This window comes from Paenibacillus barengoltzii NBRC 101215 (genome assembly GCF_004000745.1).
In the GTDB taxonomy this organism is placed as follows: Bacteria; Bacillota; Bacilli; order Paenibacillales; family Paenibacillaceae; genus Fontibacillus; species Fontibacillus barengoltzii.
In genome coordinates this window covers 1-14,960 of sequence record NZ_BILV01000106.1, presented here as the reverse complement: position 1 = coordinate 14,960, position 14,960 = coordinate 1, and the positions used below count along the sequence as shown (strand labels likewise).

Below are 14,960 nucleotides of genomic sequence, written 5' to 3'. Positions count from 1 at the left end.
GACGCAGGTCGCACAATCAGCACGTTCAGCATAATCAGCACGTTCAGCCAAACCCGTTTACATTTCCGTCGGCTGCTTCTCACGCAGCTGTTGCTTGAGCTCCCGGACTTCGCCGCGCAACTGCTCAATCTCACGCTGCATCTCGCGCATTGCGTCGACGACTGGGTCCGGCAGTTGATGGCTGAGCCGATCCAGACGTTTGCCGTCCTGGCGAACCACTCGGCCCGGGATGCCAACCACGGTGCTGCCGGCAGGCACTTCCTTCAGAACCACCGAGTTTGCTCCGATGTTCGCCTGATCTCCGATCTTAAACGACCCCAGGACCTTCGCCCCCGAACCGATCACGACATTGTTGCCGACGGTTGGATGCCGTTTGCCTTTTTCCTTTCCGCTGCCGCCCAGCGTGACTCCCTGATAGATAACCACATCGTCCCCAATTTCGCAAGTTTCCCCAATGACGACGCCCATACCATGGTCAATGAACAGCCGATTTCCAATTCGCGCTCCAGGATGAATTTCAATGCCGGTAAAAAACCGACTCACCTGCGAAATGATGCGTGCCGTTGTATACCAGCGGTGACGATAGAAAAAGTGCGCAATCCGGTGGCTCCAAATCGCATGCAGACCGGAATAGGTAAAGATCACTTCGAACCAGCTGCGTGCCGCAGGGTCATTGTCGAACACCGCCTGAATATCGGATCGGATTCTCTTGAACATAGTCTTCCCCACCTTCTTTTCCTATCGCAAACAGAATTAAAAAAAACGTCCCTGCAGCTTACGCTGCAGAGACGCCTGACGACGTGGTTCCACTCTGCTTTGGATGAGTTCGCCTTTAGGGGCGGTTGATGTCCATTACAGGCTCAACCAAGCTTTGCTCTTAAGGTGACTCCTCCCTCTTAAAGTCCTTAACGCGGACAAAACGGCGAAAGCTACCTCGCCTTATTCAAGGCGTGTTCGCATTCGCGGCTCCCGGGTGCATTTCCGCCAGCACATATCCAGATAACTTCCAGCCTGGTATCTTCTTTGCGTGGTCCGCTCTGAAGGGTCCCGGTTATCCTCTCTGGTCGATACGGCTGATCGCGTACTTCTCCCGATCTATGCCATTTTGGCTCTAAAGACGGCGGTCTGCCGCCATGGTTCTAGTTGCAAGGTCTATCTGCATTAATATTACCTAATGGACGTCCTACTGACAATGGTAGCCCGGAAAAAATGTATCCCTTCTAACGCTGATCACAGACGTTATTCGAGCAAAAAGAGGGTACATTCAGCGCTAACGCTTGCCAGACACCTTATTCCTTGATTTCAGCAAGGAAATGGGCCTAATTTGCCACAATAAGCACTCTGATAAGCGTTAGAACAGAAAATCGGTCCGTTTCGCCTAAATAAGTGCTGTGGCAAGCGTTAGCGCAATAGTGCTATGCGTCGTGCGCACAAGCCGGCCGGATATGGGGCGACTTGGACAGCTGTTGGCAACCTTAATCGGCCCACCTGGGCCGTGTTGCCAACACGGAGCATTCCTACGCCGCCCCTACAAAGCAGCGATACGTGCCTTCAACCGCTCAATGACCTTATCCCGGCCCAGCAGATAAATCGTTTGGTTCAGGTCACGGCCATGCATTTGCCCGGTCAGTGCCACGCGGATCGGCATGAACAAGCCTTTTCCTTTGCTGCCCGTCTCCTTCTGTACCTCTTTGATGGCAGCGCCGATGTTCTCCACGCTGAAGTCGGCAAGGCCTTCTACCTTAGCCAAGAACGTCGACAGTACGTTTGGCACTTGCGGCTCGGCCAGCACGGCAGCGGCTTCTTCGTCCACCGACAGCTCGCTGCGGAAGAACAACTCCGACAGCTCCACGATGTCTGAAGCGGCCGTCATTTGCTCTTGATACAACGCCACAAGCGCCTCGGCCCATGCTTGCTGCTCCGGCGACAGCTCCGCCGGAAGCCGTCCTGCCTGTTGCAAATGCGGGATGGCCAGCGAAGCGATCCGCTTCGGATCGGCGTTCTTGATGTAATGATTATTCAGGTGCGCCAGCTTGTTCGTATCAAACACCGCCGGGCTGCGCGACAAGCGGTTCGCGTCGAAGATCGAAATCAGCTCGTCCTTGCTGAAAATCTCTTCTTCCCCTTCCGGCGACCAGCCCAGCAGGGCGATAAAATTAAACATCGCTTCTGGCAAATAACCGAGTTGATCGTACTGCTCGATAAATTGGATGACCGATTCGTCGCGTTTACTTAGCTTTTTGTGGTTCTCCCCAACGATCAGCGTCATGTGCCCAAATACCGGCGGCTCCCAACCAAACGCATCGTAGATCATCAACTGACGAGGCGTATTGGATACGTGGTCCTCCCCGCGCAGCACATGCGTGATGTTCATCAGATGATCGTCCAGCACAACGGCGAAGTTGTAGGTCGGAATGCCATCTTTTTTCACAATGACAAAATCTCCGCTGACGTCGGATTCAAACGAAATTGGCCCTTTCACCAAATCGTCGAACTTAAACGTACGGCCTTCCGGTACACGGAAACGAATGCTGTATTGGCGGCCTTCCGCGTCGTACGCAGCCAGTTGCTCCGGCGTCAGATGACGGCATTTCCCGGAGTATTTCGGCGTCTCTCCGCGCGCCATTTGTTCTTCGCGTTCTTTTTCCAGTTCCTCTTCCGTACAGTAGCAACGATAAGCCAGCCCCCGGTCCAGCAGATCTTGCACCAGCGGGCGATACAAATCCAGACGTTCTGTTTGCCGGTACGGTCCGTAGTTTCCACCGACATCCACGCTTTCGTCCCAGTCCATGCCCAACCACTTGAGGTAGGTCAGCTGGTTCTCCTCACCGCCGGCCACATTGCGTTTCACGTCTGTATCTTCGATACGGATGATGAATTTGCCCCCGTGGTGTCTGGCAAACAAATAATTAAACAACGCCGTTCTGGCGTTCCCGATATGTAAATGACCCGTTGGACTCGGCGCATAGCGCACGCGTACTTCAGCCATTCCAATCCCCTCCCTAATTTTATGACGTTGCCGTCAAGGCTCTATCCTTATAGTTAGCGAAAATATAACCTCACAAGCTTATGATGATAACACATTCTGAACCAGACAGACAACGCATTGTGCCGCAATGCCTTCACCGCGTCCGGTAAATCCGAGTTGCTCGGTGGTCGTAGCTTTTACATTAATGAGCCCCGGCTGTGCACCCAGCGTGCGGGCAATAACCTCCACCATTTGCGGGATGTACGGAGCCATTTTCGGCTTTTGTGCAATGATCGTTGCGTCCAGATTGCCGATGCGATAGCCTTTCTCAACTGCCATATCCCATACGTGCTGTAACAACACCACGCTGTCTGCGTCTTTAAACGCTGGATCGGTATCCGGGAAGTGGCGGCCGATATCTCCTAACCCCAGCGCTCCCAAAATGGCGTCGCTGATCGCATGCAACAACACGTCGGCGTCCGAGTGCCCCAGCAAGCCTTTCTCATACGGGATATGCACCCCGCCGATTATACACGGCCTGCCCTCCACGAGCTGATGCACGTCAAAGCCTTGTCCTACTCTAAACATCCTTCTACCCTCTCCCAGTCATCTTTTAATCACGAAGCAACTCGAGGAAGTGTCAGTCGAAGCGTATGCTTTCGAAGTATGTTTCCTGCGGAAACATTTGAGTTGCTCACGTAGGATCTACCTACGCTCCGCTACTCGCTCCTTCCTTCATCCAACCTTCTCGGTGCTTAAAACCTGACTATCTTTTAATCACGAAGCAGTCTCTTCCTCCGGACAAACTCCGCATAATCCAGGTCCTCAGGCGTCGTGATTTTAATATTGTCATAGGCCCCTTCCACCAGCTTGACGGGGATGCCCAGCCGTTCGACCAGCATCGCGTCGTCCGTACCGACGAAGCCTTCCGCCACGGCCCGCTCATGGGCCGCCAGCAGGTCGGTACGCCGAAAAGCCTGCGGTGTCTGTATCGCCCACAGGCTGCGCCGATCCGGGGTCGCTGCGACAAAGCCCTGCGCGTCCGCCTGCTTGATCGTATCCTTCACCGGTACGGCGAGGACGGCCGCGCCATGCGTTCTGACGGCTTCGCAGCAAGCCGTGATTTGCTCACTCGTGACAAAAGGGCGGACGCCGTCATGCACCAGTACCCAAGGAGTGCTGAGATGCAGCAAGCCTTGGCGTACCGAGTCTTGACGCTCAGCCCCGCCCGGAATAACCTGTATTTGTTCGCCTATGCCATATTCGGTAATCCATGACCGGCACCGGTCCACATCTTGCTTCCCGGTAACAAGCACGATTTGCGAGATCCATGGATGACGCCGAAACACCTCCAGCGTATGAATAAAGATCGGCTTCCCGTCCAGCAGAAGATACTGCTTACTCTCTGCCGTCCCCATTCGTGTGCCGCGGCCTGCCGCCACCACGATGACTCCCGTATCGCCGCTTGCTTGCAACCCTGTCATGATCTGCCTCACCTTTAACTGAATTCAACCGCACCGCAACCAAACGCAGCGCAGTTAATTCCATCATACCGAATTACTGGGCTTTTTCCAACAGTTTTGGTTTGGCAAAAATCATTCGTCCCGCCGAGGTCTGCAGCACGCTGGTCACCAGCACTTCGGTAATGGTGCCGATGTAGTCGCGTCCGCCTTCGACGACGATCATCGTCCCGTCATCCAAGTAAGCGACCCCTTGTCCATGCTCCTTGCCGTCCTTGATCACCTGAACCATAATTTCTTCACCAGGCAGCACGACCGGTTTGACCGCATTGGCCAAATCGTTAATGTTCAGCACAGATACGCCCTGCAGCTCACACACCTTGTTGAGGTTAAAATCGTTGGTTACGACCTTCCCTTGCAGGACCTTGGCTAGTTTGACGAGCTTGCTGTCCACCTCGGAGATTTCCTCGAAATCCCCTTCATAAATCATCACCTTCACATCCAGTTCTTTCTGGATTTTGTTCAGGATATCCAGCCCCCGCCGCCCGCGGTTTCGCTTGAGCAAATCCGAGGAATCGGCGATATGCTGAAGCTCCTCCAGCACGAACTCCGGAATGACAATCGTTCCTTCGATGAAGCCGGTTTTACAGATGTCGGCAATCCGTCCGTCAATAATCACGCTCGTATCCAAAATTTTGTGTTCCTCAGCCCAACGCTCCTCTTCCGGAGCAGGTGTCCCCCACTTCCCGGATTTCCAAAGCGAGGACAGTTCTTCCTTCTTCGCCAGCCCAACGTAAAGCCCAATGTAACCAAACAGCGCCGATACCGCGAATTGCGCCATGCTCTCCAGCGTGCCGAGCCAGGACAGCAGGGGGTAGACCATTAAGGAAAGAAGAAGTCCCGCAGTCAATCCGGCCGCACCGGCAGCCATTTCATTCATCGGGATTCGCGTTAAAGCAGCGATCCACGTTTTTACTTTGGAAGAAACGACGTCTGCAGCCATAGAGAACAGGAACAAGAACAGTAGCGCACCGGCCGCAGCCCAGATTAAATTCGCTGCGATCGGGTTCATTTCGCGAAACCAGTCGCTCGCAGCCCCCGGCAACACACCGGACAAGCCGCCGGTTGTATAACCGAACCAGGCCCCGCATAAACCAGCTAAAATCATCGAGTATTTTTTCAGCACGTCTCTCTTCACCTCCTGAATAAGTATCTTCTTTAGCCAGTATGAACCAATTTCAAAGCACCTAATCCTGGACCTCTATTTTTTTCCAAAAAAGCACCAACGAAAATCCGAATGCGCCCCATAACGATGGGATTTCAGGTTGATCTTGAAGGAAAAGGTGGAATATAATGAATTCAATTCATAATATTGAGGTGGATGGAAAATGAGCGCACCAAGCCTACAGTCTTTTCAAGAACAAGTTTCTGAACTGTTGCTCCGTCACCGCAGCCTGTTGGATGTCTTGTCGAAGATGGGACAAACCAACGCAGCTGCTGTCCGTTCTGTAACCAAATCCGTAACCGAATGCGGTTGCATCGAGCTGCACGCCACCAAGCAAGACTTCGAGCCAGGCATGAATTTGCAACAAGCCAAGGAAACGATCGCCAAGCACGTCCATGGGGAACTGTGCGAGAATTGCCGGGATGTCATCACCAATGAGCTTGGACGCAACCTTTTCTATATGTCCGCCCTTTGCAATTTGCTGGATATTAACATGGAAGAGATCGTGGAGCGTGAATCGCAGAAATGTGCCACGCTGGGTTTTTTTAACTTATCGTAAGGGTATCTTGTACTTAGGTTATGGGGAACATGCAATTGTATAAGAGGAAATCAAAAAGGCATCGATCCTTTCCGCCCGCGGGAGATCCATGCCTTTTTCTTATTAGCGGGATTGTTGGTTGTTCTTATTGTTTGGGACGATACACTTCTTGAGCGTCATTATCTTCATCGTCCTGATGTTTGCGGCGAAGCAGTCGGTTGATGTTCTGCCGAAGACCGTATGCCGCGTAAATCACCAACGGGATAAAAATCAACTTCGCTGTCTGGTCCGGAAATACGACGGCGATCACCACTGCAAAAATTACAACCAGCGGCGTATACACAATAGTTCGCTTCGGTAAGCCGATCTTCTTGAAATTCGGATATCTGACCGTGCTAATCATCAAATACGATAACAGAAGCATAGATACCACGAAGTAGGGCGCCGAAATTTCCCGGTAAAACAACGATAGTGTTGCCAGAACTCCACCTGCAGCCGGAATCGGCAACCCGATGAAGTATCCTGGAGCTCCCTTCTGAACGTTAAACCGGGCCAGTCGCAACGCCCCACACATCGGGAAGATGATCGTCACTGCCCAAGCGACGCCGGAAGGAATGCTGTGAAAGGAAATCATGTACATAATCAGTGCTGGAGCCAAACCAAATGAAATGAGATCCGATAAGGAATCGAGCTCTTTGCCGAACTCGCTTTGGGCGTTCAGCGCACGGGCAACCCGTCCGTCTAACCCATCGAGCAGCATCGCGACAATTACCATAATGGCGGCCATGCTAAATCGGCCTTCCATTGCCAGCAGAATCGCCAGCGTTCCGAGAACCATGTTACCTAAGGTAAACAGGTTCGGAAGGGATTTTGTAATCATCTCTTCACCTCGAGTAGATATTCCTGAACCATTCATTGATGATAGGTGATTTAGATTTGTCTGTCAATGAATACCTGTTCCTGCAAGCGTTTGAGCCCCTCTTTGATGGAGCGTGCTCGCACTTCGCCGATCCCGTCAACTTCATCCAACTCCTCAATGCTGGCCATCATCACATTGGGTAAACGGCCAAACCGTTCGACCAGGTTGTGAATGATGACATTGGGCAAACGCGGAATTTTGTTTAACACGCGATACCCCCGCGGTGAGATCAACTCCTCTGAAGTTGCGGCGGAAGAAGGATAGCCCAAAAGCTTCGTAATATGGTTATCATCCAGCAGTTCATCGTCGGTGGAGCGCTTCAGCCCCATAATAATTTCTCGAATCGCTTCGTCGCTGTCATCCTTGGCATAGTCCTTATACAACAGCCAGGCCTCTTCCTCCATGTTGCTGACCAGTTCCTCCATCTGCATACTGATCAGACGTCCCTCGGTTCCCAATTCATTGATGAACCGTTTGATCTCCATCTTGATCCGGATGACCATTTCCACCCGTTGAATGACGTTAATCACCTCTGGCAAGGAGACAAGCTCCTCGAACTCGGAAGCTGTCAGGTTCGTTAAGGCTTGATTCAGAACGGAGCGGTACTTCTCCAACGTCTGAATCGCCTGGTTCGCCTTCGTTAGGATCACGCCGATCTCCTTCAGGGCATATCGCAATCCCCCTTGATACAGCGTGATAATGTTCCGGCGCTGGGAGATGGAGACGACCAGCTTACCGGTCTGTTTGGCCACCCGTTCAGCCGTACGGTGCCGAATCCCTGTTTCCGAGGAAGCAATCGAGGAGTCGGGGATCAGTTGAGTATTGGCATACAGTATCCGCTTCAAGTCTTCGCTAAGGATAATGGCTCCGTCCATTTTGGCCAGCTCATAGAGATAGTTCGGCGAGAAATCACAGTTGATGGAGAAGCCGCCCTCAACGACTTCCATGACCTCCGGGCTGTAACCAACCACAATCAGACCACCGGTTTTGGCCCGTAACACGTTCTCGAGTCCGTCACGAAAAGCCGTTCCCGGTGCGACAAGTTTCAGCAATTCGTTCATTTTCTCTGCATGGGTAGTTTCCTTCATGATCTAATGCCCCCTAATCTAACGCAACAGCTAGCGCATCTGCAACGGTATTTACACCTATTAATTCAATCCTTTGCGGACCTTTCCACCCTTTCATGCTCTTCTCCGGCAAAATGACGCGTTTAAAGCCCAGCTTGGCCGCTTCTTTCACGCGTTGCTCCGCCCGGGAAACCGCCCGTACTTCGCCGGTCAACCCCACTTCTCCAAAGAACACGTCATACGGCTTCGTTGGGAGGTCGCGGAAGCTTGAGGCTACACTTACCGCGATGGCCAGATCAACCGCCGGTTCATCCAGCTTCACCCCGCCGGCCAGGTTGACGTATGCGTCCTGATTTTGCAGGAACATCCCCATTCGCTTCTCAAGGACGGCGATGATCAGGTTCATCCGCTGATAGTCTACCCCCGTGGCCATCCGTCTTGGCGAAGGAAAATGGGTGGCGGAAATCAAGGCCTGCAGCTCGACCAGCATCGGGCGCGTCCCCTCCATGCTGGCTACAACGGTGGAGCCCGCCACGCCGAGCGGTCGCTCGGATAGAAACAGCTCCGACGGATTCGCTACCTCCGCCAGGCCGGATTCGTTCATTTCAAAAATCCCTATTTCATTCGTCGAACCAAAGCGGTTCTTCACGGCCCGCAGCAGCCGATAGGAATGATGCCGTTCGCCTTCGAAATACAATACGCAATCGACCATATGCTCCAGCAGACGAGGTCCGGCGATCGCCCCTTCCTTGGTCACGTGACCGACCAGAACCGTAGCGATGCCTTGCCCTTTAGCAATTCGCATAAACCTCGCTGTACATTCCCGCACCTGGGATACACTTCCGGGGGCGCTAGTCACTTCCGGCAAGTAAACCGTCTGGATCGAATCGATCACCAGGAAGTCTGGTTTAACTTGTTCGATCGCTTCTTCGATCCCGTCCATGCTGCTTTCGCACAAGACGAACAGTTCCGCAGACAAGGCTCCCAGCCGTTCCGCCCGTAACTTCGTCTGGCGGACAGATTCCTCCCCTGAGATATACAAGACTCTCAGGCCGCTGCGTGCCATTTCATGCGAAGTCTGCAGCAACAGGGTCGATTTCCCGATACCGGGGTCTCCCCCGACCAGGACCAGCGAGCCCGGTACGACACCGCCGCCAAGCACCCGGTTTAATTCCCCGATGCCTGTTTGAATTCGCGGTTCTTTGCCGCTCTCTATATTTATGATCGATTCCGGCTTTTCTTTCGCATGAAAAATCCCGGAAGTCATTCCCTGCGTTTTGACGGGCTTCTCCACTTCTTCGACCATGGAGTTCCAAGCGCCGCAACCCGGGCATTTTCCATACCATTTGGGCGATTCATAACCGCAATCGGAGCATAAAAACTTATGTTTTACTTTAACCATTTATCTCTCCTTCTCGCCTCTGCAATATTTAACAGACTTAGCAGACACCGTATCTTAAGGGTTACTAAAATTTTACCACCCTTTCGCTTGGATCGAAAGCTATGGAGGTTACGGCCGCCATGGCGGCAGGATTCAAAAAAGGCAGCCCCAAAGCATCGCTTTGGAAGCTGCCTTTCAATTATTTCATCGGCTTTAACGTTACGGATTTGAAGGATTTACCAACATTTTTTTACACAAGTTACGCATTTTTGATGAACGTTCCCGTACGTTCGACCTTCAATTCGCCATTTTCTTCGTCAATCGTCAACGAATCGCCTTTCTTCACGTTACCGGTCAACAGTTCTTCGGACAGGCGATCTTCGATATGCTTCTGAATCGCCCGGCGGAGCGGACGTGCCCCGTACGCAGGATCGTAGCCCACTTTAGCCAGGAACGCCTTCGCCCGATCGGTCAGCGTGAAGTCAACATCGTATTCGCGCAGGCGTTTACGCAGTTCTTCGGACATCAGGGTGACAATTTGACCGATATGTTGCTCCTCGAGCGAATGGAAGACGATAATTTCGTCGATCCGGTTCAGGAACTCCGGACGGAAGCTCTTCTTCAGCTCTTCCATCACTTTGCCCTTCATGTTCTCGTAATCCGCGCCCGCATCTTGAACCGCCGTGAATCCGAGACGTGTATTGCGTTTGATCGCATCAGCGCCCACGTTCGAGGTCAAGATGATCAGCGTATTGCGGAAATCCACTACGCGGCCCTTGGAGTCGGTCAACCGGCCGTCTTCCAGCACCTGCAACAGGATGTTAAATACTTCCGGATGTGCCTTCTCGATTTCGTCCAACAGGACAACGGAGTACGGTTTGCGGCGTACTTTTTCAGTCAGCTGACCACCTTCTTCATATCCGACATATCCTGGAGGCGCACCGACAAGACGAGCGGTGGAGTGTTTCTCCATGTACTCAGACATATCGATCCGGATTACCGCGTTCTCATCGCCAAACATCGCTTCGGCCAGTGCGCGAGCAAGCTCGGTTTTACCTACCCCGGTTGGACCCAGGAAGATAAAGGAGCCCATCGGACGCTTCGGATCTTTAAGTCCTGCGCGTGCCCGGCGGATCGCCCGGCTGACCGCCTTCACGGCTTCCTCTTGCCCGATGACGCGCTCATGCAGGATTTTCTCCATGTTGAGCAAGCGTTCGGTTTCCTCTTCCTTCAACTTGTTCACCGGAATTCCTGTCCAGCTGGCAACAACTTGGGCGATATCCTCCGGCGTCACTTCGGAATCGGTCCGTCCTTGTTTCTCTTTCCATTGATTCTTCGTCATGTCGAGCTCTTCACGAATCTTCTGTTCTGTATCGCGAAGCGCTGCCGCTTTCTCGAATTCCTGGCTTTGCACCGCCGCGTCTTTCTCCTTGCGGATATCCTCCAGGCGGCTTTCCAGTTGTTTCAGATTCGGCGGTACCGTGTAAGAGTTGAGCCTTACTTTAGACCCCGCCTCGTCAATGAGGTCGATCGCTTTATCCGGCAGGAAGCGGTCTTGGATGTAGCGGTCGGACAGTTTAACCGCTTGCTCAATCGCTTCGTCGGTGATTTTCACCCGATGGTGCGCTTCATAGCGGTCACGCAGCCCGTGCAGAATTTGGATCGCTTCTTCGACCGATGGCTGATCTACTGTGATCGGTTGGAAACGACGTTCCAGCGCGGCGTCTTTTTCGATATATTTCCGGTATTCATCCAATGTAGTTGCACCAATGCATTGCAGCTCGCCGCGAGCCAGCGCCGGCTTCAAGATGTTCGAAGCGTCAATCGCGCCTTCTGCGCCGCCTGCCCCGATCAGCGTATGCAACTCGTCGATAAAGAGGATGATGTTCCCGGCTTGACGGATTTCGTCCATGATCTTCTTCAGACGGTCCTCAAATTCGCCGCGATACTTCGTACCGGCAACGACGGAGCCCATATCCAGGGTCATGACGCGTTTGTCACGCAGCGTCTCCGGAATTTCGTTGTTAATGATCTTTTGCGCGAGACCTTCCGCGATGGCGGTTTTCCCGACGCCCGGTTCCCCGATTAGCACCGGATTGTTCTTCGTCCGGCGGCTGAGCACTTGAATTACCCGTTCGATTTCTTTACTGCGGCCAATCACCGGATCCAAATTGCCCTCTTTCGCCGCAGCCGTCAAGTCACGGGCCAAGCTGTCCAGCGTTGGGGTATTCACGTTCGTTGGAGTGCCGTGATGGCTGGATACGGCCTCACTGCTGCCCAGCAGCTGCAGCACTTGCTGACGCGCTTTGTTCAAGCTGATGCCCAGGTTGTTCAGCACGCGGGCCGCTACGCCTTCCCCTTCACGAATCAGGCCGAGCAAAATATGCTCTGTCCCAACATACGTATGGCCGAGTTTACGCGCTTCATCCATAGACAGTTCGATCACTTTCTTGGCACGCGGTGTATAAGCGATATTGGTCGGTTGCTCTTGTCCGCGACCGATGAGCGTTTCCACTTCATCCTGTATTTTCTCAAGTCCCAGACCCAATCCGATCAATGCTTTGGCGGCGATGCCTTCGCCTTCACGGATCAAACCGAGCAGTACGTGTTCTGTTCCGATATTATTATGTCCGAGTCTTACGGCTTCTTCTTGAGCTAGTGCCAACACCTTCTGCGCACGCTCCGTAAATCTTCCAAACATCATCTTCTCCTACACCTCCATAGTTGGTACTACCCGTTATTTCCCCATTCGTTCCCGAATGAGTTTGGCGCGGTACATATCCCGTTCCGCCGGGGACATGCTGCTGCTGAATTTCTTCTGCAAAAAACCGGGTTGCGTCATGACGTTCAATTCATTTAGCGCTTGAGTAGATACACCTTCGATCAACCCTAAGTCAACGCCAAGTCGTACATCCGACAGCCGCTGGGCGGCTTCCTTCGAGTCGATGATGTACGCCTGGGACAAAATCCCGTAAGAGCGCATCACCCGGTCCATCATGCGCAGCCGCGATTCGCTGATCAGCTTCTCACGCGCCGTTTTCTCATGCTGAATGATCTGAAGAACCACGCCGTATAAATTTTCAATGATCTCAGATTCGCTTTGTCCTAGTGTAATCTGATTTGAGATTTGAAACAAGTTACCCATCGCTTCACTGCCTTCGCCGTAGATCCCGCGGACGGTTAAACCGACCTGCGATACCGCTGATAAAATGCGGCCGATCTGCTGCGTCAGCACCAGTGCCGGTAAATGCATCATGACCGAAGCACGAAGTCCGGTACCTACATTTGTCGGACAGCTGGTTAAGTACCCGCGCCGGTCGTCGAAGGCATAGTCCACATGGGATTCGAAAATGTCGTCGATTGCCGTCGCTTTTTCCCATGCCTCTTGAACCTGGAGTCCCGGATATAAACACTGAATGCGCAAATGATCCTCTTCATTCACCATAATGCTCAGGCTCTCATCTTCGCTGATGAAGACCGCTCCATTTCTGGAGTCGTTCGCCAGATTTGGACTGATCAAATGCTTCTCAACCAGTACTCGTTTATCCAATTCATCCAAGTCTGCCAGATGCACTGGGTATAGCTTGCCGTGAGCCTGGAGTGCTTTATCGCTCAGAACCCCCTGCAGCAGATTCAGCACCTCTTCCGATTGCGTGTTGGTGGCCAACATCGGGAAGGGATGGTGCAGGATGTTGCGGGCGATCCGTACCCGGCTGCTTATGACGATATCGGATTCTTTCCCTTTGCGGCTCATCCATTCGCTCAGCGGCTGTTCGGTAAATCGGAGATTGGTCACCCTACATCCCTCCTATTCTGCAGATAAGTTCTTCTCAAGCTCACGAATTTGGTCCCGCAGGGCTGCAGCTACCTCAAATTCCTCTTGGAGAATTCGGTATTGCAGCTCACGGCGAAGATCATCGAGCTTACGTTTGACTTGAATATGACCGCCGATCCGTTTTGGCACCTTCCCGACATGAACGGTATTGCCGTGGACCTTCTTAAACAGCGGATCCAGACGATCATTAAAATATTTGTAACAAGAGCTGCACCCAAAACGCCCGATTTTGCTGAACTGGGAATACGTCATACCGCATTCTTCGCAGCGCAGATGTTCTGGTGTGCTGTGCCCGGAGATCTGACCTTTGGTCGCCGGACCTAAATCAAGGAAGCCCGACAGCAGGTTATGAATCGAAAAGCCGCCCGAGGTGCCGGGAATCAGCTCCCCTTTTTCCCTGGCGCAGGTTTCACAGAAGTGAAACTCCGTTTTCTCGCCATTCACGATTTTCGTAAAATGCAAGGTTGCCGGGCGTTTGCCGCATTCTTGGCATTGCATCGCACGTCCCTCCTTACGGGATAGACTAAGACAGCAGATCCTTAAACCTGTATTTGTGTTACATCATGCTGTTAACTCAACAATGAGATTAACATCGCTCGCATCATTCTTGCCCGGATCTGGTCGCGATACGGCAGTTTCACTGCCAGCACATCGCGGGATATCGCCGAGCGCATCATTGCGGCCTCCCGAGGGGTCAAAATACGGGCTTCCTCCAGGCGATAAATCAATCCTTCCGCCGCAGATTGCCCGATCTCTTCCCCAATCGTTTCATGCAAGTGGGTGTGCAGCGATGATGGTCCCGGCAGTTGAAGGCGCCGAATCCGAACATAACCGCCACCGCCGCGCTTGCTCTCGACCAGGTACCCTTTCTCCAGAGTAAAACGGGTGCTGATGACATAGTTTATTTGCGACGGCACGCAGGAAAATTGGTCGGCAAGTTCGTTACGTTGAATCTCTATAATCCCCTCAGGACTTTCATGCAAAATACTCTTGAGATATTTTTCGATGATATCGGAGATATTACGCATCACTCATCCTCCATTATTCCATACGTGTATCTCATGTTGCGGTTTGACACCACTAAAAGTCGTCAAGAATGGATGCGCGTCTTGGCTTGGAGGCACATCGCAATCGTCAAAATCGGTTGCTTGCCATGGGCGAAGAAGCACATTGCAAGGTCAAACAGATGCTATCATGTCCTATGTGTAGCGTACCGGATGATGGTAGTCGCCGATAAGGCGCACCGTGACCCGGTTCTGTTGACTTTGACTTTCTTTGACTTTATAAACATTATACCATAATTTGATGATTTGCCAAGAGGGGCTACAGTTTCAGTTCCAGTGTGGACTTTGCGCTTACAAAATATTCGTGCTAAAGCGTATGAGAACCTTGCACGGTTGGTGCCTATTGGACATGTGTGGTCTTTCACTTTTTGTGTGCGATTCCTGCAAAAATACAGTTTTGGGGTGCGGAAGTGGCCGTTTGGCCAAAATAACTGCAAAAGTGCCACTAGCCTTGCATCTAAAGTGACATGGTATTCAATTAATTGTTAATCTTGGTTGTATCA

The 14,960-nt window shown here is 52.4% G+C and carries 13 protein-coding genes; 1 reads left to right on the top strand and 12 read right to left on the bottom strand.

Annotated elements, in window-relative coordinates; all coding sequences use genetic code 11:
• Nucleotides 1–57: 57 nt before the first annotated feature.
• From cysE to PBA01S_RS21210, 5 genes are all read right to left on the bottom strand, one after another.
• Entirely contained in the window at nucleotides 58–717 is a 660-nt protein-coding gene (gene cysE / locus PBA01S_RS21230; protein WP_127576682.1) for a serine O-acetyltransferase, read from the bottom strand.
• A gap of 811 nt (nucleotides 718–1,528) precedes the next feature.
• On the bottom strand, nucleotides 1,529–2,989 hold the full coding sequence (gltX, locus tag PBA01S_RS21225) for a glutamate--tRNA ligase (protein WP_127576681.1): 1,461 nt from the start codon (nucleotides 2,987–2,989) through the stop codon (nucleotides 1,529–1,531).
• Between the two features lie 78 nt (nucleotides 2,990–3,067).
• Nucleotides 3,068–3,556 carry a 2-C-methyl-D-erythritol 2,4-cyclodiphosphate synthase gene (gene ispF, locus PBA01S_RS21220; protein WP_016310695.1) on the bottom strand — a complete coding sequence of 163 codons (489 nt, stop codon included), beginning with the start codon at nucleotides 3,554–3,556 and terminating at the stop codon, nucleotides 3,068–3,070.
• Nucleotides 3,557–3,741: 185 nt separating this feature from the next.
• Complete coding sequence (gene ispD, locus PBA01S_RS21215; protein ID WP_127576680.1) at nucleotides 3,742–4,452, bottom strand: 2-C-methyl-D-erythritol 4-phosphate cytidylyltransferase; 711 nt, start codon at nucleotides 4,450–4,452, stop codon at nucleotides 3,742–3,744.
• Nucleotides 4,453–4,525: 73 nt separating this feature from the next.
• A complete protein-coding gene (locus PBA01S_RS21210) occupies nucleotides 4,526–5,614 on the bottom strand; it encodes a PIN/TRAM domain-containing protein (protein ID WP_016310693.1) in 1,089 nt (362 codons plus the stop codon).
• A 202-nt stretch (nucleotides 5,615–5,816) separates the two neighbouring features.
• Here PBA01S_RS21210 and PBA01S_RS21205 point away from each other — a divergent pair, with 202 nt between their 5' ends.
• Nucleotides 5,817–6,212 (top strand): nucleoside triphosphate pyrophosphohydrolase family protein, encoded by a 396-nt coding sequence (locus PBA01S_RS21205; RefSeq protein WP_016310692.1) that lies wholly within the window; start codon nucleotides 5,817–5,819, stop codon nucleotides 6,210–6,212.
• Between the two features lie 124 nt (nucleotides 6,213–6,336).
• Here the strand turns inward: PBA01S_RS21205 and pssA are convergent, their stop codons facing one another.
• The 7 genes from pssA to PBA01S_RS21170 form a co-directional block, all read right to left on the bottom strand.
• Nucleotides 6,337–7,071 carry a CDP-diacylglycerol--serine O-phosphatidyltransferase gene (pssA, locus tag PBA01S_RS21200; RefSeq protein WP_085170940.1) on the bottom strand — a complete coding sequence of 245 codons (735 nt, stop codon included), beginning with the start codon at nucleotides 7,069–7,071 and terminating at the stop codon, nucleotides 6,337–6,339.
• 50 nt (nucleotides 7,072–7,121) lie between these two features.
• The gene (gene disA, locus PBA01S_RS21195) at nucleotides 7,122–8,198 is read right to left on the bottom strand and encodes a DNA integrity scanning diadenylate cyclase DisA (RefSeq protein ID WP_028540159.1); all 1,077 of its coding nucleotides are present in this window, start codon (nucleotides 8,196–8,198) and stop codon (nucleotides 7,122–7,124) included.
• A 13-nt stretch (nucleotides 8,199–8,211) separates the two neighbouring features.
• Nucleotides 8,212–9,579 carry a DNA repair protein RadA gene (gene radA / locus PBA01S_RS21190; RefSeq protein ID WP_085279079.1) on the bottom strand — a complete coding sequence of 456 codons (1,368 nt, stop codon included), beginning with the start codon at nucleotides 9,577–9,579 and terminating at the stop codon, nucleotides 8,212–8,214.
• 238 nt (nucleotides 9,580–9,817) lie between these two features.
• A complete protein-coding gene (clpC, locus tag PBA01S_RS21185) occupies nucleotides 9,818–12,262 on the bottom strand; it encodes an ATP-dependent protease ATP-binding subunit ClpC (protein ID WP_028540157.1) in 2,445 nt (814 codons plus the stop codon).
• Nucleotides 12,263–12,295: 33 nt separating this feature from the next.
• The gene (mcsB, locus tag PBA01S_RS21180) at nucleotides 12,296–13,354 is read right to left on the bottom strand and encodes a protein-arginine kinase McsB (protein ID WP_127576679.1); all 1,059 of its coding nucleotides are present in this window, start codon (nucleotides 13,352–13,354) and stop codon (nucleotides 12,296–12,298) included.
• A 12-nt stretch (nucleotides 13,355–13,366) separates the two neighbouring features.
• On the bottom strand, nucleotides 13,367–13,891 hold the full coding sequence (mcsA, locus tag PBA01S_RS21175; RefSeq protein ID WP_009226605.1) for a protein-arginine kinase activator protein McsA: 525 nt from the start codon (nucleotides 13,889–13,891) through the stop codon (nucleotides 13,367–13,369).
• A 71-nt stretch (nucleotides 13,892–13,962) separates the two neighbouring features.
• Entirely contained in the window at nucleotides 13,963–14,421 is a 459-nt protein-coding gene (locus PBA01S_RS21170) for a CtsR family transcriptional regulator (RefSeq protein WP_036646393.1), read from the bottom strand.
• Nucleotides 14,422–14,960 lie beyond the last annotated feature (539 nt).